14 protein-coding genes and 1 pseudogene are annotated in these 19,356 nt (G+C 47.4%); 10 read left to right on the forward strand and 5 right to left on the reverse strand.

Going from position 1 to position 19,356, the window contains the following annotated elements; all coding sequences use genetic code 11:
* Positions 1–94 precede the first annotated feature (94 nt).
* From C0638_RS14925 to C0638_RS14945, 5 genes are all read left to right on the forward strand, one after another.
* On the forward strand, positions 95–6,361 hold the full coding sequence (locus tag C0638_RS14925) for a WIAG-tail domain (protein WP_058711763.1): 6,267 nt from the start codon (positions 95–97) through the stop codon (positions 6,359–6,361).
* 157 nt (positions 6,362–6,518) lie between these two features.
* The gene (locus C0638_RS14930) at positions 6,519–6,998 is read left to right on the forward strand and encodes a hypothetical protein (protein WP_058711762.1); all 480 of its coding nucleotides are present in this window, start codon (positions 6,519–6,521) and stop codon (positions 6,996–6,998) included.
* A 174-nt stretch (positions 6,999–7,172) separates the two neighbouring features.
* On the forward strand, positions 7,173–7,883 hold the full coding sequence (locus C0638_RS14935) for a response regulator transcription factor (protein ID WP_058711761.1): 711 nt from the start codon (positions 7,173–7,175) through the stop codon (positions 7,881–7,883).
* Between the two features lie 2 nt (positions 7,884–7,885).
* On the forward strand, positions 7,886–9,265 hold the full coding sequence (locus C0638_RS14940; RefSeq protein ID WP_013372508.1) for a sensor histidine kinase: 1,380 nt from the start codon (positions 7,886–7,888) through the stop codon (positions 9,263–9,265).
* A gap of 225 nt (positions 9,266–9,490) precedes the next feature.
* The gene (locus C0638_RS14945) at positions 9,491–10,558 is read left to right on the forward strand and encodes an ABC transporter ATP-binding protein (RefSeq protein WP_013372507.1); all 1,068 of its coding nucleotides are present in this window, start codon (positions 9,491–9,493) and stop codon (positions 10,556–10,558) included.
* Between the two features lie 144 nt (positions 10,559–10,702).
* Here C0638_RS14945 and C0638_RS14950 read toward each other — a convergent pair whose 3' ends face one another.
* A complete protein-coding gene (locus C0638_RS14950; RefSeq protein WP_058711760.1) occupies positions 10,703–11,986 on the reverse strand; it encodes a pectate lyase family protein in 1,284 nt (427 codons plus the stop codon).
* Positions 11,987–12,430: 444 nt separating this feature from the next.
* Here C0638_RS14950 and C0638_RS14955 point away from each other — a divergent pair, with 444 nt between their 5' ends.
* Positions 12,431–13,168: a cyclase family protein gene (locus tag C0638_RS14955; protein ID WP_058711312.1), complete on the forward strand. Its 738-nt coding sequence runs from the start codon at positions 12,431–12,433 to the stop codon at positions 13,166–13,168.
* 124 nt (positions 13,169–13,292) lie between these two features.
* On the opposite strand, the gene C0638_RS14960 is transcribed toward C0638_RS14955, so the two are convergent.
* On the reverse strand, positions 13,293–13,706 hold the full coding sequence (locus C0638_RS14960; RefSeq protein ID WP_013372504.1) for a DUF4183 domain-containing protein: 414 nt from the start codon (positions 13,704–13,706) through the stop codon (positions 13,293–13,295).
* Between the two features lie 440 nt (positions 13,707–14,146).
* Here C0638_RS14960 and C0638_RS25990 point away from each other — a divergent pair, with 440 nt between their 5' ends.
* A complete protein-coding gene (locus tag C0638_RS25990; protein WP_102163575.1) occupies positions 14,147–14,752 on the forward strand; it encodes a DUF4183 domain-containing protein in 606 nt (201 codons plus the stop codon).
* A gap of 39 nt (positions 14,753–14,791) precedes the next feature.
* Here the strand turns inward: C0638_RS25990 and C0638_RS26175 are convergent.
* A pseudogene (locus tag C0638_RS26175) lies at positions 14,792–15,028 on the reverse strand (oxidoreductase); the annotation flags it as partial.
* Complete coding sequence (locus C0638_RS26180) at positions 14,982–15,182, reverse strand: oxidoreductase (protein WP_442792768.1); 201 nt, start codon at positions 15,180–15,182, stop codon at positions 14,982–14,984. The gene C0638_RS26180 and the pseudogene C0638_RS26175, both read right to left, overlap by 47 nt.
* 294 nt (positions 15,183–15,476) lie before the next feature.
* Here C0638_RS26180 and C0638_RS14980 point away from each other — a divergent pair, with 294 nt between their 5' ends.
* The 3 genes from C0638_RS14980 (at position 15,477) to nfi (ending at position 17,504) form a co-directional block, all read left to right on the forward strand.
* The gene (locus C0638_RS14980) at positions 15,477–16,061 is read left to right on the forward strand and encodes a TetR/AcrR family transcriptional regulator (RefSeq protein ID WP_025676091.1); all 585 of its coding nucleotides are present in this window, start codon (positions 15,477–15,479) and stop codon (positions 16,059–16,061) included.
* Positions 16,062–16,135: 74 nt separating this feature from the next.
* The gene (locus C0638_RS14985; protein WP_025676090.1) at positions 16,136–16,717 is read left to right on the forward strand and encodes an NAD(P)H-dependent oxidoreductase; all 582 of its coding nucleotides are present in this window, start codon (positions 16,136–16,138) and stop codon (positions 16,715–16,717) included.
* An 82-nt stretch (positions 16,718–16,799) separates the two neighbouring features.
* Positions 16,800–17,504, forward strand: coding sequence for a deoxyribonuclease V (gene nfi / locus C0638_RS14990; protein ID WP_102163578.1), 705 nt, complete (start codon positions 16,800–16,802; stop codon positions 17,502–17,504).
* A 463-nt stretch (positions 17,505–17,967) separates the two neighbouring features.
* Here nfi and C0638_RS14995 read toward each other — a convergent pair whose 3' ends face one another.
* Complete coding sequence (locus C0638_RS14995) at positions 17,968–19,161, reverse strand: glycoside hydrolase family 5 protein (protein WP_058711313.1); 1,194 nt, start codon at positions 19,159–19,161, stop codon at positions 17,968–17,970.
* Positions 19,162–19,356: the final 195 nt, after the last annotated feature.

Genomic DNA, 19,356 nt, shown 5'->3' on the forward strand with positions numbered 1-19,356 from the left:
TTTTACCCAAAAGTGAATCTCTGTACAGGGTGGCAAGTGCCTAAGAGTCTGCATATGATGCTGTAACGATAAACATGAGAAGGGAGAGAGCTGCTTGAAGAACAAGAGCCGCAAAACCAACAGAAACAAAAAGCCGCTCTATCGTGTAATTGACCCGGATATGAATGAGTTAAGTATGATACAACGCTCAAAACCACTGCCTGCGGAGAGGGAGACAGAAGCAAGACTTCATCAAGTTGCTTCTCCGCCTCCCCCAACTACAGAGGAGTCGGAGCTACAGACAGTTATCGAGCCTGAAGTCGAGGCTCTGCACGAGAAAGAGATTGAGGTTGCAGATGTAGAGGAGACTCCAGCTTTGATGGAAGAACCCCCACTGCCAGAGCTAGAACCAGAGCAAGAACTAGATCCAGAACCGGAGCCGGAACTAGAGCCAGAACCAGAACCAGAACCTGATCCAATTGATGTGGAAGAAATTTTGAACAATAAGAAGGCTCCGCATGTAAACAATGCTTTCATCTATACAGACGATTTGAGTGATTTCGCTGTGACAGGTGAAAAGATCGCTCCCGCTTCTATAGATTCCAGCAAGCTGAAACAAGAGAGTATCCAAACGGAATTTCTAGCAGATTATGCTGTTCATACAATTAAAATAGCTGACGGTGCTGTGACTGCTTCGAAGATTGCTCCCGACTCCATTACGGTCGAGCATCTGTCGGACGCATCAGTGGCAGGCAGTAAATTGCAGGATCGCTCTATTAGTGGTGAAAAACTTCGTGATGGCAGCATCACTCCAGAAAAGCTGGCGGATAAAATTATCAGCGGCGATCATATTGCCAATGGCTCGATTGAAAGCCGTCATTTCAAGCAATGGATCGTGTCTTCAGATATGCTTCAAGATCAGTCGGTCACCTCCGATAAAATTCGCAGCGGTACGATTCAATCGAACAATTTGGCGAATGAAGCTGTTGATAGCTCCAAGCTGGGCGATCAGTCTGTGACCACCTCCAAACTGCGGGATGGGGCTGTGGATGGAACTAAAATCCAGGCAGGCAGCATTGAGAGCACACACCTGACCGAGCATGCCGTCCATGCCCGGCATCTAGCTCCGGGTTCGATTAATCGCAAGCAGCTATCCGACGGACTAGTGGGTAGGGAACAATTGGAGGAAGGTGTTGTCAGCGGGCGTCATCTGGAGTCTGAGGCAGTCACCAGTACGCACATTCAGGCGGGAGCGATTGAAAGAAAGCATCTCAGTCCTGGCTCCATCGGGGAAGAGCAGCTTGGAACGGGCCAAGTGACAGCCCGGCATATCGCGGATCGGAGTATTCAATCCAATAAACTGGCAGATCAGTCTGTAGGCTCATTGCAGATCGTTGATCAATCCGTCACTTCATCCAAAATATCGGATCAGAGCATTCTCCCACACAAAATTGCCGATGAGGCAGTACTTACCAGACATATTGCAACAGCAGCCATACAAGGACCTCAGATTTCTCCAGAGGCAGTTTCTTCCGTGCATCTTCAATCCGAAATTATTCGGAAAGATCATATTGCACCAGAGGCGGTTACGGAGCAACATTTGCATTCCGGGGCTGTGACAAGCGAGAAAATAGGGAAGGGTGCAGTTCTGGATTACCATGTGGCGAATCAGGCTATCAAGGAAAATCACATCGCTTCGAGCGCTATTAAGTCTGACAAAATCGCTGACGAGGCGGTTATAGAAACTAAAATTGGCACAGGGGCGGTAACCGGAAATAAAGTTGCGTCTCAAGCCATTACCCACGTACACATTGCAACGGGAGTAATCCGTGAAAACCACCTTGCCGACAACAGTGTGGGCGGAAAGGCGTTACAGGCTCAATCGGTGGATTCAGCCCATTTGGCCCAGAGCTCTGTACAGAGTAAGCATCTTGGGGAAGACAGTGTCGGAACCGCGGCGTTGCAAGAACAGTCCGTTACCGCAGACATACTAGGCGAAGGCGCTGTTCATACCGCGCATTTGGCCAGCGGAGCGGTATACTCCCACCATTTACAGGATCATGCCGTTACTTCGTTGAAACTATCGCCGGAAAGTGTGGCTACGGATAAAATTAATGATTTGGCGATTACTGCGCCTAAGCTAGCTGAGGGCAGTGTCACTTCCTCCAAGCTGTCTGCTCGTTCGGTGCAGCCATGGCATATTACGGATAAAGCAGTACTGAGCAACCATCTGGCTGTTGAAGCAGTGGAGGCGAATCATCTCGCGCCGGAATCCGTCACCTCCAACCATTTGCAGTCTGCTTCGGTCCAAACCAAACATCTCGCCCCAGATAGTGTGTCCGGCCATGCACTTCAGTCGGAAAGCGTCACTTCCGAGAAGTTAGCGGCTCGGGCTGTGCAGGCTTCCAACCTGGCGGAAAACAGCGTGGGACCCGGGCATTTGGCTGCACAGGCCGTACAAACCGAACATTTGGCCGCAGGATCAGTAGAGGACACGATATTAGCCCAGAATGCTGTGAAGTCTGAGCATCTTGCAGCAGAATCCATCCAATCCGAGCATTTGCAAAGCGGGATCATTCAGGGTGAGCATATTGCATTGCAGGCGATAGCGACTCAAGCCATACAGGATGAAGCGGTTACCTCTGCCAAACTATCAGAGGAAAGTGTAACCTCTACCAAGTTGTCAGCCCATGCAGTGCAGTCCGGGCATATTATGGATGAAGCTGTACAAAGCAACCACTTGGCCGTGGCGGTTGTGGACTCGACCCATCTGGCATCTGGAGCGGTCACCTCGGTGCACCTACAGGCCTCCTCGGTGCTAACGAGACATTTGGCTCCGGATAGTGTGTCCGGTCGTGCACTTCAAGCGGAAAGTGTAACCTCGGAAAAACTGGCAGCCCGCTCGGTACAAGGAATGAACCTTGCAGAAGGCAGTATCGGCCCTTCACATCTATCTGTGCAGTCCGTACACACGCGGCATTTGGCAGCTGGAGCGGTACAGGATAGAGTGCTGGCAGAGGGAGCGGTGAAGTCCGTGCACATTGCCCCGGAATCGATCCAACCACACCATCTGCATACTGAAATCATTCAGGGCGAGCATATTGCATCCCAGGCCATATCGACCGATGCTTTACAAGATGAGTCTGTGACATCTGACAAACTGGCAGATGAGGGCGTGACTGCCGCCAAGCTGTCGGCCCACTCCGTACAGTCGTGGCACATTACAGACGAAGCAGTGCAAGGAAATCATTTGGCAGCAGAATCCATCCAGTCGAACCATCTGGCCCCGGAAAGTGTCACTTCAGCCCACTTGCAGTCTTCGTCAGTGCTCACGAGCCATCTGGCCCCGGATAGTGTGTCCGGCCGTGCACTACAAGCGGAAAGCGTCACCTCGGAAAAGTTGGCAGCCCACTCGGTGCAAGGAACGAATCTTGCGGAAGACAGCGTCGGCCCGTCACATTTGTCTGCACAGTCGGTACACGCCCGGCATTTGGCAACTGGCGCAGTACAGGATACAACGCTGGCAAAGGGAGCAGTGAAGTCGGTACACATTACCGCGGGGTCAATCCAGCCGCATCACCTGCACACAGGAATCATTCAGGGCGAGCATATCGCATCCCAGGCCATATCGACCGATGCTTTGCAGGATGCGTCTGTTACCTCCGATAAATTGGTGGATGAGGGTGTGACTGCCGCCAAGCTGTCAGTCAACTCGGTACAGCCGTGGCACATTACAGACGAAGCAGTTCAAGGAAATCATTTGGCATCAGAAGCCATCCAGTCAAGCCATCTGGCTTCCGAATCCGTTACCTCTCGCCATTTGCAGGCTTCCTCAGTGCTCACGAGTCATCTGGCGACAGATAGTGTATCTGGTCGTGCACTACAGGCGGAAAGTGTCACCTCGGAAAAGCTGGCAGCGCGCTCGGTACAAGGGACGAATCTTGCGGAAGGCAGCATCGGCCCGTCCCATCTGTCTGCACAGTCCGTACACAGCCGACATCTGGTAGCCGGAGCGGTACAGGATAGAGCGTTGGCAGAGGGAGCAGTGAAATCCGTGCATATCGCTCCAGAATCGATCCAATCACACCATCTGCACCCTGGAACCATTCAGGGCGAGCATCTGGCATCTCAGTCGATATCGACTGATGTTTTACAGGATGAGTCTGTGACATCTGATAAATTGGCCGATGAGGGTGTGACTGCCGCTAAGTTGTCGGCTCACTCGGTACAGCCGTGGCACATTACAGATGAAGCAGTGCAAGCTAATCATTTGGCAGAAGAGGCCGTTCAATCGAGTCATCTGGCGCCGGAATCTGTCACCTCAGCCCACTTACAGTCTTCGGTGATACTTGCGAGTCATTTGGCGCCGGATAGTGTATCCGGTCTTGCGCTACAAGCGGAAAGCGTCACTTCAGAAAAGCTGGCAGCACGCTCGGTGCAAGGGACAAATCTTGCGGAAGACAGCGTCGGTCCTTCGCATTTATCTGCACAGTCGGTACACACTCAGCATTTGGCAGTCGGCGCAGTGCAGGATACAGCGCTAGCCGAGGGGGCAGTGAAGTCGGTACACCTTGCCCCGGAATCCATCCAGCCGCATCACCTGCACCCTGAAACTATTCAGAGCGAGCATCTGGCATCCCTGTCGATATCGACCGATGCATTACAGGATGAGTCCGTTACGTGTGATAAATTAGCGAATGAGGGTGTGACTGCTGCCAAACTGTCGGCTCACTCGGTACAACCGTGGCACATTGCGGACGAAGCAGTGCAAGCCAATCATTTGGCAGAAGAGACCATCCAGTCGAGCCATCTGTCACCGGAATCTGTCACTTCAGCCCACTTGCAGTCTTCGGCGGTACTTGCGAGCCATCTGGCCCCGGATAGTGTGTCTAGTCATGCGTTACAAGCGGAAAGCGTCACCTCGGAGAAGCTGGCGGCCCATTCGGTACAAGGGGCGAATCTTGCTGAAGGCAGCGTCGGTCCTGCGCATTTGTCTGCTCATTCGGTACACACCCAGCATTTGGCAATCGGTGCAGTACAGGATACAGCACTGGCAGAAGGGGCAGTGAAATCCGTGCATATTGCCTCGGAATCGATCCAGCCGCACCATCTACACCCCGGAACCATTCAGGGCGAGCATCTGGCATACCAGTCGATATCGACTAATGCTCTGAAGGATGAGTCTGTTACGTCCGATAAACTGGCAGATGAGGTCGTGACAGCTGCCAAAATATCTCCACATTCCGTACAGCCGTGGCACATTACGGACGAAGCAGTGCAAGCCCATCATTTGGCAGAAGAGACCATCCAGTCGAGCCATCTGGCGCCGGAATCCGTCACCTCAGCCCACTTGCAGCCTTCGGCAGTGACGATCCAGCATATTGCGCCAGGGAGTGTATCTGTTCACGCGCTCCAGGCAGGCAGCGTGAACGCTGAGAAGCTTGCGCTTCGGGCGGTGCGAGCTTCGAATCTGGCGGAAGCCAGCGTAAGCTCTGTACATTTGACAGAACATGCCGTGCAAGCCCAGCATTTGTCCGATGGAGCGATTCAAGAGTCAGCACTGGCAGAGGGGGCAGTGCAGTCCCGCCACATTTCACCGGATTCTGTCCAATCCGAGCATTTGCAAGCAGGAGCTATTCAGTCACAGCATATCGGCTGGCAGGCGGTGTCAGAGGAAGCTATACGGGATGGAGCGGTGACGTCCGGCAAACTCGCAGATGGAACGGTGGAGTCCCGCCATGTGGCTGAGGAGGCAATTGAAGGCCACCATATTGCTGAGGAAGTCATTGATTCGCACCATCTGAAACCCGGCTCAGTAACATTGAATCAATTGTCCACAGATATTCATCTCTCGGGACTTTTGCCTGAGGAAGGAATCAGTGGCGACAAACTTCAGGCAAACAGTATATCTCGCAGCCATCTGCAGAATCAGGTCGTCGACAGTGAGGTGCTGAGCCCAGAAGCTGTAGGTCCAGAGCATCTGCAGGCTGCTGCGGTACAAAGTCATCATGTGGCAGAGCAGAGCATCGAAGGTCATCATCTGGTAGAAGGTTCCGTGGGCTCACGTGAGCTGGAACTGAACGCAGTGAAACCAGAGCATATGAGCATCACCCCGGTCCGTACTTGTACAAATCAGCCTGCATTGCAGCAGTTTGGCAGAGCGCCGTTTCTTTTAAAGGGAAGCGAAGGAGAGACAGAAGTAACCATTGTATTCGGGGAGCCATTTGTGAACCCGGATTACACTTTGGTAGCGATGACGAACCATCCTCTCTTCCATGCAACGCTGAAATCTCAGACGACTCATGGAGCGGTGATCGTTGTAACCAAGTGGAGTGAAACCGCGCATAACTACGGTATTGTTTCCTGGATTGCCATCGGTTAGTGGAGATGATGGTTGCAACATTTATAGCGTGCAGACTCATGTATTTTTCAGATACAGAGCTGCACGCTTTTTCATATACTTTTCACATATTTGCTCCACAATTATCCCGAATTCTCCTGATAAGCTAAAGATACTTTAAAGGAGAGGTGATTCAATCATGAAAAAATGGACTAAAAATGCAGCAGCCGTATTGACCGTAGTAAGTGTACTGGGAGGAGCAAGCAGCGCATTCGCCGCTACAGCAACCACAACTCCAGTCACCACTGCACCAGCCATCAAAGCTCCTGCGGTTACGACTCCTGCTAGCAAAACACCGTCAAAAGCGCCTGCAACGAAAACACCTGTGGTGAAAGCACCTGTTAAAAAAGCTCCTGCCAAAAAAGGCAGTGCGAAAAAAGTGGCAAGCCACAAAGCAAAAGCAGTGAAAGCAAAACACCGCACAGTTAAACATCATGCGAAAAAACATAATGCTGTTCAACGCAAGGTAGCGGCACATAAAACTCGTGCACAACATGTTGTATCTAAAAAAGTAACCCATAAAGCTCCAGTAAAAAAAGCAGTCCCAGCTAAAACAGCTCCAAAAACGGTGAAAACAGCTCCAAAAGCAGCAGCTAAAGTAGTAACAAACAAAAAATAAGGTAGAAGGTAGAAGTTAGTTAGCTTTCAGTTCACCTAGCATATACAGCAGCGATTCATGATAAGGAAAGACGGGACCGGGAACGGTATACCCGTCTTTTGTCTATTCTGTGGGGCTTCTGATAAGCTTAAGAAAGGATGCTAGCATTCAGAACAACAGCAAGGAGTTAAGGCTATGACAAAAATAGTAGTAGTGGATGACGATGTATTCATTTTGCAACTAATATCTGAATATTTGAAAAAAGAGTCCTACGAGGTAACTTCCTTTTCCAGTGGGAAAACACTGGTAGAGCATATCCGAACCAACCGTCCGGATTGTCTCGTGCTTGATATTATGATGCCAGGCATTGACGGGCTTTCTCTATTGACTCAGCTTCGTGAGTTTACAGAAATGCCAATCATTATGATCTCCGCGCGCGGAGAGGAAAATGACCGCATCCATGGGCTGGAATTGGGATGCAGTGACTTTCTGACCAAGCCCTTTAATCCAAGGGAGCTGGTGGGAAGGGTCAAAGCGATGCTGAGACTGAGCAAGGCTGGAGCGTCTGCATCTGATGACAAACAAGCAGCAGAGGGCGCAAATCTTTGCCATGCAGGCAATCTGTGCATTTTTGCTGACTTTCGTAAAGTTACAGTAGACGGACGAGCGGTGAATTTGACCTCACGTGAATTCGATCTGTTGCTGTTTCTTGCGAATCATTTGGAACGGCCTTTTGGCAGAGAGCATTTGATTCAGCAGGTGTGGAGCTATGATTTTATAGGAGATGTGAGAGTCGTAGATGATCTGGTCAAACGTATTCGCAAAAAGTTGGCAGAATACCACTCCACACTCATCATTAATACGGTATGGGGATTTGGATATAAAGCAACGGTTCAGGAGATGTAGCCATGCGTACGATGAGAGCCAAAATTCTGCTGTCCCTGTCCATTGCAATGCTGATTACTGTCTGTATTACGGTGGTCTTATTTATCAGGCTTATCGATGACATTCTGGTGAATCAGGCCAAATCCAAGCTCCATGAGCAGGCACGCAAAGCCGTCCATATTATGAGTGACGGAGGCTTTGATCGACTGGACAATGCTGAACTTAACTATGTTATCAAGGGTGTGCTTTTATCTGCCGATTACTTTATTTTAAGCACGGATAACCGCATCATCGACTCCAGCGTCTCTGGAATGGAAGGCAAAAAGCTCGAGCGTTTGCTTTTGACCCGCCAGGGCTTTTTTGCATCGGTTCATCCGTCTGCCCACGATCTGGTTACTACACATGAAGGCGTTGCTGTCCTTCAAGGTAAAAAGATACTGTTTACGAATGAAGAATTGCCCGGACAACCTTTCCGCATCTTTGTATACTCACCCTTATCTTCTTTGAGAGCACTCTATGTACCGTTAATGAGAACTACGCTGCTGTCGATCGTCGCGAGTTTTCTGGTGATTCTCGTTATTGGTCTGATGGTTGTTTCACGTCTGGTTCGTCCGCTCAAGCGATTGAAAGAGGCGGTAGGCAACTATGAGCCGAATCAGCCGCAGGATAGTGATTTTCCGCAGGCGGACAAAAGCGAAATTGGCGAACTGATAGGCACCTTTCATTCCATGTCCGCCCGCATTCAGCAGCACCACCACAGCCAAATTGAATTCCTACAAAATGTATCACACGAGCTAAGGACACCGTTAATGTCCATTCAAGGCTATGTATATGCCATTCAGGATCAAGTAGTATCGCAGGACGAGGGACTGAGCATTATTAAAGTGCAATCCCAGCGATTAATTGATATGGTGGAAAAGTTGCTTCAGCTATCGAGGTTGGAGGCGCTGAATGAGGAATGGCCCGTCTCTTTGATTGATCTGAGAAGTATGGCAGAGGACGCTGTTCATCTGTTGATGCCGATGGCCAGCGAACGCTCTATCTCGCTGCGAGTGGAGGGAGAGGGTCTGCATGTGGCCGTTCCGGCCGAGCAATTATTCCGCATGATATTGAATTTGCTGCAAAATGCAGTTCGACACACCTCCACAGAGGTAGTCATTCATTTGGAGACGGGGACAACACCGGAGGTTGTGTGGGTTATGCATGTAGATGATGATGGGGAAGGTCTAACCGAATCTGAAGCAGCCGAGGTGTTCGGAAGATTCTATACCGGATCAAATGGTGCGACGGGACTAGGATTGGCCATCTGCCGTCAAATAGCCTCTCGACTGAATGGAGAACTACTTTGTACACGATCACCATTAGGTGGGGCACGCTTCAGCTACATTCAACGCATGTCATGACGCATGTTATAAATGAGGAAAAAATGGTTAAAAATGATCAATTTTTCGCTAAAATGTGCCGTTAATATGACATTGCATGATAGGTTTTTGATGATATTTTAGATATTGCTTGACTGGCAGGTACTAAAATGAGTAAAATTATTCGTATATACCTTGACTCATGAACGTCGTTTTTTTAGATAGTGGTCAATAATAGTGATGAATAATAAATGAAAGAGTGATGAGATGAACCGCCTTTTGGAAGTGAAGGACTTAACGATATCTTTCAAGACCCGTCAGGGACTAGTGCAGGCCATTCGTGGCGTAAACTTTCATGTCAATAAAGGAGAGACGCTGGCGATTGTCGGTGAATCCGGCTCAGGCAAAAGCGTAACCTCACAAGCTGTTATGAAGCTGATCCCGACTCCTCCGGGCGTTTATCAAAAGGGTCAAATTATGTTTGACGGACAAGAGCTGATTAATAAAACGGAAAAGCAGATGCAAAAAATTCGTGGTAAGGAAATTGGTCTGATTTCTCAGGACCCTATGACTTCACTTAACCCGACGATGAAAGTCGGTAAGCAGATCACGGAAGTGCTTTTCAAGCATGAAAAGATATCCAAGGACGCTGCTCGCAAGCGGGGTATTGAGCTGCTGAATCTGGTAGGTATTCCACATCCTGAACAGCGTTTTAACCAATATCCGCATGAATTTAGTGGCGGTATGCGTCAACGTGTCGTCATTGCAATGGCATTGGCTGCTAATCCGAAACTTCTGATTGCCGATGAGCCGACGACTGCGTTGGATGTAACCATTCAAGCTCAAATCTTGGAACTGATGAAGGATCTTCAGAAAAAAATTGATACTTCTATCATCTTTATTACTCATGATCTCGGTGTTGTGGCGAAGATGGCGGATCGCGTTGCTGTTATGTATGCAGGGCAAATCGTGGAAACAGGTACGGTTAATGAAATTTTCTATAACCCAAAACATCCATATACATGGGGACTCCTCGCTTCCATGCCTAGTTTGGACAGCCATGGTCAGAAGCTGGCTGCGATCCCGGGAACACCACCGGATCTGCTTCACCCACCTGTAGGGGATGCGTTTGCAGCCCGTAGTTCTTATGCCATGAAAATTGACTTTGAGAAAGAGCCTCCACTCTATCAATTGTCTGATACACACTTTGTGAAATCATGGCTGCTTCATCCAGATGCACCTGCGGTTGAGCCACCAGAAGCGGTGAAGGCTAAACTTCGCAAGCTGGATAACGCATTTGAAAAGCCAGTTTTAGTTGAACAATACGGCAGTTAAAGCATGATATCATTTGTAAATAATCAAATAATAAATAAAAAAAGGCTGTTTCTCCGTGTGAATTAATATTACGGAGGAACAGCCTTTTTGGTGTAACACCACAGGTTGTATGAGTCTGTGGTGATTTGTATTATACGGCAGTGCTTACAACTTGCCGGAACCGGCTTGGGAAGTGACTTCTGTCTTCACGCTGGCGGATGGGGAAATTTTATCGTTCAAGGATGGCTTCCAGCCTACAGAGGAGCTAAGCCCCGCGCTGGAGCCAGCGTTTACGGCCTGTCCATTCAGAAGTGTGCCAGTGTCTGACAAGGCAGTTCCACCAAAAACAGTCACAATTTTGGCTGCGGACAGTCCCGCAACGTCAATGACATTGTTTTCAGCAAAGATTTTAGAGGCTTTGCCCGCGCCCCATATATACAGTGTAGGGTATTCAGAGCGTTTTACATCACCTGTATAGTAATTGTTATATAGATGGACTTGTCCATAACGTACGCGCGGTGTGCGTTGTACTGTATTCTCATAATAATTGTGATGCAGGGTTACACGTAAAGCCCCTTCATCCGCTGTTTTACTGTCGCTGTTGCCGATAATGGATGTTTTGTCATGATCGTAAAAGTGATTGTATGAAATGGTAACCAGATCGCCTTGGTTAATCACATCGAGCAGTCCATCATGATGCTGGTATTCTTGACCGTAGAAGGTGGCGTTTCCGCTATCGGGGTGAGCCCCGTCATTGAACGTATTGTGATCCACCCATACATGCGTAGCTCCGTTAATTGTAATGCTGTCATATTCTGAATTCCAGTTGCCTGTACTGCCATCAGTTGGGTCCCATTGTGGGAAATAATCGTAGGCATCCTGAAACTCAATATTACGGATAATGACGTTGTCTGTACCCTTTTTTAATTGGAAGTTTGCGCCATTAATGACGGCATTGTTGCCCAGACCGACAATCGTTGTATTGGATGGAATTTCAATAACGATACGACTGGCTTGATTCTTCTGTGATGCCTTACGTGCATCTTCTAATGTACCAGAAGGAACCTTTTTACCCCATGTAGACGGATCGTATGCCTTGAGATACGCATTGAAATCATACTTAGAGTCCTTGTAATCGTTCAATCCTAACGGTTTATTATTATCATCGACATTGGCACTGATTGTACCTTTGACATAAATAATTTTAGGTGTAGTGTTGCTGCTCTTGCCTAACGCATCGACAAGTTGTTTACGGTTCGTTACGGTGAAAGTATTGGAGGAAGTAGCAGCAGCTCCACCTGTTGTGCCTGTGGAAAAGGCGGCCCAGCCGTTTTTGCTGCCGAGTGTCTCCTTGCCAATATCGCTGGCTGCATGAGCAGGTGCACCCATAGGAGCCAGAGTAGCGAACAGTAACACGGCAGCGATTCCGAGTGAACATCTCTTTTTCATAAAATACCTCCGTATATTGGATAAATGGAGTAGACGAACGAAGGGAGTCCCGGGTGCTCCTGTAGTTTCTACATGTTCTATCATACTTTGTGTTCCAGTATTTGTTAATATAATAAAAGTTACATACTAAAATTTTTGTCGAATTTTTTATATAATTCAATAGAGCCCTTCTTTTTCCAATCAAAACGCATATACCAGAATGAAAACGTTAACAATCATATCGAATAGAAAATGTATATATGAATATATGGAATTTTCCTGGTGAATTTCTTTCAAAATCAGTCTGTTCATCTTCATATTAAAGCAAAGGAAAATTGAATGGTTTTTCTCGTAATGTTAACGATTTCAAAACCAAAATGCGTAGGGAAATGACAGAGGATTTATGGATTTTTGCAGCATCCTCAGGTACAATGCTTGTAATAAAGCTGAGGAGGAATGGGCATCATGGCAGAGCATTTAGCAGATATCCTGAAATTGTTGAAGCAAAAAGAGTGGGTGGACTTGTCCCATGCCTTTTATCCCGAAATTCCCCATTTTCCGGTTTTCGATAATGTTCAGGTGGATACCCTGTTTACCCACGACGATGGCTTTTTTGTAAAACAATACTGCTTTCCAGGGCAATATGGAACTCATATCGACGCCCCCGTTCATTTTGTGAAGGGTAAACGTTATTTACATGAGCTTTCGTTGAAGGAACTGGTTTTGCCGCTGGTTGTCATTGACCGTTCAGCAGCCGTTGCAGCCAATTCCGACTATGAGCTTACGGTTGCGGATATTCTGGATTTTGAAAAAGAGCACGGACGCATTGCCGATCAGTCCTTTGTCGCCTTTCGTAGTGATTGGAGCAAGCGTTGGCCTGATCCTGATGCCTTCTCGAACAAGGACAACGCTGGAGATGCACATTGCCCGGGTTGGTCGCTGGATGCGCTGTGCTTTTTGGTAGAGGAACGAAATGTTGCTGCTATTGGACATGAAACACTGGATACTGACTCCTCTGTAGCTTATCGAAAAGAGGGTAAGCTGGTAGGAGAATATTACATATTGGAGCAGGATCGATATCAAGTTGAGGTGCTGACGAATTTGGACAAGCTGCCCCCGAAGGGTGCAGTCATTTATAATATTGTACCGAGCATTCAGGATTCTCCGGGATTTCCGGTGCGCTCCTTTGCTATTTTGCCTTAATCTTGAGCTTAAAAGACCGATTCAGATCTGGACATCTGAATCGGTCTTTTTCTAGCATATACGGGGTAGTGTACAGCGTGAATGACCATTTTAGTCCGGCTTGGTTCAAAATCATTGAAACGTCTTATGTGATAATCGTTACGGTAGGGGCCGAGATGGTAGGCTGAGTTGTGATAGTAGAGGTTGTGCCACTAAAATCAGATATTTCTATGACAGCGGGGACACCTGGTGTAATATCTACGGAGGCAATGACCAGACTTGCCGTGGTTAGGGTGAATAAGGAGCTCTGCTGAATAACTCCATTAATATAATAATTAGCAGAATCAGTAGCCGTTAATGTTGGCAAAGCAACGACTGGAGCATCGGCGTCATCTACGAAGCTGGCAGCAGGAATAGTTGTTGTTGTTGCTCCGATCATCCCGGCTGTAATGGTTGCAAAAAAACGGGTCACGGCTGGGGTTACAGTCGTGCTTATGGCACCACCAGTAGCTACTGGAGCAGTAGCTACTGCTGTGTATACAGGTTTTATGATGGGCATCGTTTTCATCTCCTTTCTTTACTGGTATGAGCCACTGCTGGCTCTTAATCAATAAATGATTTTTCAACCTATTCGGAAACGGCATATGAACCTTCCTATTAGAAATAGGGTAAATGAAGAAGGCCCTAATTTGCTGCGCCAAAAATGTAAGCGAATACTTGGAATCTGTATGCTACAAATGCCTAAGACTCTAAGGGGAGATGTGCATACAATGATAAGCATGAGAGGAGGAGGTGTGTACGGCTGTTATGAAGAGACGCGATGCATCACTAAGGAGGCAAGGAAAGAGGCCGGTACATTGCAAGATCAACAAACGAAAAAAGTGTAAGCCCAGGTATTCATTCAAAGGTAAAACAAAAACGGGGCTTCATGCCCAAAAGCATCCAAAACTATTTATTATACAACGACGCTTCAGAAATAAACCTGCCAAACGGAAGAGGATGGAGCATACAGGAAAGCAAGGTCTGCCAGGCGAAGCCGGGGTGACAGGAGCGCCAGGAGCGCCAGGAGTACCGGGAATTGCGGGAACACCAGGAATACCTGGAATACAGGGTCCAGCAGGAACACAGGGAGCACCAGGAGTGCCCGGTCCAGCTGGAGCTCCAGGTAGTGTAGGCGCAACAGGTGCACCTGGTCCTACCGGAGCCCAGGGCATACCCGGTTCTACCGGGGCACAGGGCGTAACCGGTCCTACTGGAGCCCGAGGTATAACTGGTCCAACAGGTCCGGCTCCTGACATCTCCAATATTGAAATTGTCCCTACGGCTGAGCGGTATTTTTATTTTACTCCTGATCCAATTGAATCTTCAGTCACGATTATGGCGGATCAATTTTCTGTAGATGGTGTGCAGGGGGCTTTTCAAAGGTTTCATGTCGGAAGCAATAGTTATGCAAATCTGTATATTAACGGGATGTTACAAGAAAGAACGTTGTTCAGCTTGACACCTTCATCGCTGACGATTCACCTCAGCGAAGGGGAGACTATTTCCTCCGGCACACCTATTATTGTGGAAATTGTTCAATTTAGTGTGCGCTACAGTGCATGACATTGCTCGCGATGAACGCTTCATGTGATGGACATTATTTTAAAACCAAAAATGGTTATAAGGTGCAGGTCCTTCAATACGAACACCGAGTTGCTCGGCTGCCTGTCTGGGCCAGAATGGATTACGCAGCAGTTCCCGACCTACTTCAACCAGATCCGCCCGACCATTACGCAAAATTTCCTCGGCTTGAATACCGTGAGTAATCAATCCTACGGCCGCGGTAGCTATATCAGCAGCCTGACGAATAGTCTCCGAGTAAGGCACCTGGTAGCCAGGAGCGTCCGACATGCCAAAGCTGGAGACCGGCTTTAGAGCCTTGGTCATGGATGGCCTGCACCACTTTTTGCAGCGGGGAAATGTGCTCGTCGCTCCATATGCCAAGGCTGCCCGAATCTTTTCCCTGCTGGGTGACTGCATGCACTTCAAGCATGACTAGCCCGACTTGTCCTAGCGCCGAGCACCGTAATGCAGCGTATGCCAATCAGTTGCTTTTCCGTCCTCTTTATTTACGGTTCAGAACGCCCGCTTTTATTCGGTTACATATGTATTTTATAGGAATAAAATGAAGCGATACACGTATTATTTAACGTATTCATGACCATTCACTTATAAAAACATGGTATTTTAGGTTTATTACGATGGATTTTAAATTCAAGCATACAGACAGGTTGAAACTGTATAAATATGATTTGCAATTTGGTTAGCAATCACTTACTATAATCCTATGAATAAGAAAACACATGTAGACAGTAAAAAGAAGGATATTCTGCAGGCAGCGATGTGCTTATTTGCAACCAAAGGAATTGATGGGATTTCGGTCAAAGAAATTGCAGAGGCTGCCGGTGTGACAGATGCTGCGATTTATAAGCATTTTAAGAGTAAAGACGCGATGGCCTTGGAGGTATTCGGGCAGTATTGCAATAGCTATACCACCTTAATTGACTTTTATCGCAAGCAGAATGGGAGCTTTCTCAGTCGTTTCCACCAACTGGTGGATGAAGTGCTGAATATGCATGATGAGGACCAATATGGATTGCTTCTACTATCACAGCATCATGAGCTGTATGTTGAAGCAAGCCAGAACCAGAATGTGCGTCAGCCGCTAGAGGCGTTGACTGAATTCATCGAACAGGGGATTCAACAAGGTGAACTGCCGAAGCAGGATGTTCAGCTATCCGGTGTGCTCATCATTGGAGCCATTACACGCTTGTCCGTGTCTAGCCTGGAAGGTGAACTTCCACAGCAGCTGGTTCCATTTGCCGTAGAGATCAAACAACGTTTAACTGCTTTATTAAGTAAAGGTCAGTAGTGACCTTTTCTTTTTAAATATAAAGTTAGTGTTTTCTAACTAAAATCATAATATGAAGGTAGGAAGTGGCTTATATGTCTAAAAAAATATTGGTGATTCAGGGGAATCCGGTCGCTGACAGTTATGGAGAAGCGCTGGCTCAAGCCTATGTAAAAGGAGCCGAAGGCGCAGGGGCTGAGGTTCGCTTATTGCAGCTGTCCGCGTTGGAGTTTAATCCAAATCTATCAGGTGGATATCGGAATAAATTGCCGCTTGAACCTGATTTGATTCAAGCACAGGAATGGATTAAATGGGCAGAACATCTCGTTTTTGTCTTTCCGATCTGGTGGGGCAGCTTGCCTGCGTTAATGAAAGGATTTATTGACCGTACCTTTATGCCGGGATTCGCGTTTAAATATCAAAAAGGAAAACCCTTGCCTGACAAGCTTTTAAAGGGAAGAACAGCCCGCCTTATCAGCACGATGGATGGTCCGCACTGGTATTACCGATTTTTCCAAGGACAGCCTGGGCACCGGATGATGAAGGATTCCACGTTACATTTATGTGGAGTCAAACCAGTACGTTCTACAACCATTGATCTCATGAATAAGAGGACAGAGCAACAGCGTAACGAATGGCTGAGCAAGGTTGAGCAGCTAGGACGAAGCATGAGCTAGGTTTTCGCCATCTCAATAGCAAACACGCTGATCCATTAACATATAGAGGACATTCGGAAAATTACATTCTAAGAGGATAGAAATGAGGCACAGAAAAATGGAACCAATCATAAATCATGAATGGGATCTAGATGAAAAAGAAGCAGTGAAATTACAGCAGGAGTTATCTTTAAAAGTTACAAAAGAAGATCGATTCCCTGAAATTCAATATGTTGCTGGGGTAGACGTGGCATACAGTGAACAAAGTGATCTCTTAGTTGCGGCCATCGTGATTTTAGATGCTAGCTCATTACAAGTAGTGGAATCCATAGTGGTTGAAGATGCTGTCCATTTTCCCTACATCCCCGGATTGTTTTCATTCAGGGAGCTGCCGCCTATAGTAAAAGCATTGAAGCAAATCAAGACCTCTCCCCAGCTGGTGGTCTGTGATGGACAAGGAATTGCCCATCCTAGACGATTCGGATTAGCCAGTCATTTAGGTGTTATATTTGATATTCCTACAATTGGATGTGGTAAAACGAGGCTATGGGGTGAATTCGAAGAGCCATCTCGAGAACGAGGGGCATGTTCGTTATTAATGGATCATGAGGAGGTTATCGGCGGAGCGTTAAGAACCCAGGACAACATTAAACCTTTGTTTGTATCTGTAGGGCATCGTATTTCATTAGAAACGGCCTGCAACTGGATATTAAAGCTTTGTCCACAATATCGCTTACCTGAGACCACTCGACAAGCTGACCAGCTTGTGAGAAAAGCTTTATCACAAATAAACCAGGGGAGTATCTGATCATAATCGCTCTACATAAGGGAAAACACCACAGTGGAGCAACTAGCTCGCATTGTGGTGTTTGGAATAGCTCATGTTTTACAATCAACGTTATATAAATATCGATGCAACGATTAAAATAAATCCGATCGCTAGACCAGCAGGGCCCCAATAATGCATAGGGTGCCAGATAATAACTTCCGACACAATGAGCACAAAAGCCATCGGCAGCCGGGAATCTATGGAGTCAGGCCCTAGAGCGGATACTAAACTGCCGACAATAACAAATGTTCACATCCAACATATGTATGTATCGGTTAAAAGAGAGATTTAGTTTACAATATGACCCATTCATTAGGGAATTTACAATGTGTAAAACTGGAAAATGAAAAAAGCCGTTTCTCCACCTTTTCGTAGTCCCAGCACAAGCTGGACTGAAGGAGGAAAAATCGGCTTTTTTAATAAACGGATTGAAGTCCTGTGCCTATTCGGTGCTTGCTTTCGCTTGCTCCGCTATGAAATTTACAGGTTTCATAATCCGGCTCAGCATGTCCTGCTTCGGACGATTCCAGGTAACCCAGTCATCCAGCAGCAGACCGCCTGTGTCACCGCTATTCGGATTCAGGGACCAATACGTAAAGTACAGGTTGTTGGCACCAATATAGTCTACGAGTGCATTTTGCCATTTACCCTCAGCGGAAGACGAATCAACATTGCGACCGCCGAATTCACCGACCAGCACCGGAGCTATGTTTTGCTTACTGATGTAGCCCCAGGTTTGATCCCAGATTGCTGGCAGGTTGGACGGGAAGGTTGAATCGTTGAACCATGGCTGCGAAGACACACCAGGACCGTAGTCATGTGGTGAATAGACGACACGGTTCGGTACGTCCAGAACGACAGGATAGTTGGCTACACCTGTCAGGTTGCCGCCCCACCAATATTGGCTGTTGTTGCCTTGTACATTATGGTCCACACCTTCTACCAGAATCAGCCAATTCGGATTCACAGACAGAATGGCATTCCCTGCACGCTGCGCCGCGAGACGCCAGTCTGTGGAAACATCGCCTGTTCCCCAGCTTGCCTGACCGTGCGGTTCGTTGTGTAAATCTGCACCAATGACGGTAGGATTGTTTTTATAACGTTCAGCTAACATCTTCCAGTCGCTGATCCAGCGGGACTCAGGGTACTGAGAGGTATACCATAGCTCGGATTGTCCACCTGAGCCTGGGCGGTGACGGTCAAGGATAATCTGAATACCGCGTTGTCCAGCTTTTTCGATCAGCTTGTCCATAATTTGAATCGGAGTCAATCCGACCAGATCAGGATTTTTGTAGTAATCAATACTGTCCGGACGAGAGCTGGAATCCAATAACTGATTGCTGTAAGGCAGACGGATGAGATTATAACCTTCCTTCTTCACCTGATCCAGCATGTCGTCCATTGAGCGGCTCCACAGTCCATGCAAAGTGTAATTAGGGGTTTCTAGACCAAACCAGTTCAGACCGTTAAATGCGGCCTCTTTCCCGGATTCATCTACAATCTTGTTTCCTTGGGTATGATAATATCCTTTCACGCTGGCTGCATCTGCCGAAGGTGGAGTGTACCCATACAGTGTGAAGCCCATGACGAGGGAGGCAATGACGAAAAATGTTTTTTTCAACCCTTTTTTCTTCATGATTCTTGCTTCCTCCTTTATATAAATGATATTGTAACCGATTACAGTTTCATTTTATGTTCAAATCTTCCATCAAACAAGTTCATAAAATTTGTATATTTTTAAGATTTCGTTCAAAATTATTAGTTTTGCGACAAGGGATATTTAGGTTAGGGGGTCTAGCATTTGTAGGGCTGGATTATGGGGTGAGGCACG

The sequence above is a fragment of the Paenibacillus sp. lzh-N1 genome (assembly GCF_002872435.1).
GTDB classification, from domain to species: Bacteria; Bacillota; Bacilli; order Paenibacillales; family Paenibacillaceae; genus Paenibacillus; species Paenibacillus polymyxa_C.

Bases quoted from the DNA above. Each gene is read 5' to 3' on its own strand.
- C0638_RS25990 (WP_102163575.1), top strand. From the start codon at position 14,147: ATGGAGCATACAGGAAAGCAAGGTCTGCCAGGCGAAGCCGGGGTGACA.
- C0638_RS14940 (WP_013372508.1), top strand. From the start codon at position 7,886: ATGCGTACGATGAGAGCCAAAATTCTGCTGTCCCTGTCCATTGCAATG.
- C0638_RS14945 (WP_013372507.1), top strand. From the start codon at position 9,491: ATGAACCGCCTTTTGGAAGTGAAGGACTTAACGATATCTTTCAAGACC.
- C0638_RS14955 (WP_058711312.1), top strand. From the start codon at position 12,431: ATGGCAGAGCATTTAGCAGATATCCTGAAATTGTTGAAGCAAAAAGAG.
- C0638_RS14935 (WP_058711761.1), top strand. From the start codon at position 7,173: ATGACAAAAATAGTAGTAGTGGATGACGATGTATTCATTTTGCAACTA.
- C0638_RS14930 (WP_058711762.1), top strand. From the start codon at position 6,519: ATGAAAAAATGGACTAAAAATGCAGCAGCCGTATTGACCGTAGTAAGT.
- C0638_RS14950 (WP_058711760.1), bottom strand. From the start codon at position 11,986: ATGAAAAAGAGATGTTCACTCGGAATCGCTGCCGTGTTACTGTTCGCT.
- C0638_RS14960 (WP_013372504.1), bottom strand. From the start codon at position 13,706: ATGCCCATCATAAAACCTGTATACACAGCAGTAGCTACTGCTCCAGTA.
- C0638_RS14980 (WP_025676091.1), top strand. From the start codon at position 15,477: ATGAATAAGAAAACACATGTAGACAGTAAAAAGAAGGATATTCTGCAG.
- nfi (WP_102163578.1), top strand. From the start codon at position 16,800: ATGAGGCACAGAAAAATGGAACCAATCATAAATCATGAATGGGATCTA.
- C0638_RS26180 (WP_442792768.1), bottom strand. From the start codon at position 15,182: ATGCTTGAAGTGCATGCAGTCACCCAGCAGGGAAAAGATTCGGGCAGC.
- C0638_RS14995 (WP_058711313.1), bottom strand. From the start codon at position 19,161: ATGAAGAAAAAAGGGTTGAAAAAAACATTTTTCGTCATTGCCTCCCTC.
- C0638_RS14985 (WP_025676090.1), top strand. From the start codon at position 16,136: ATGTCTAAAAAAATATTGGTGATTCAGGGGAATCCGGTCGCTGACAGT.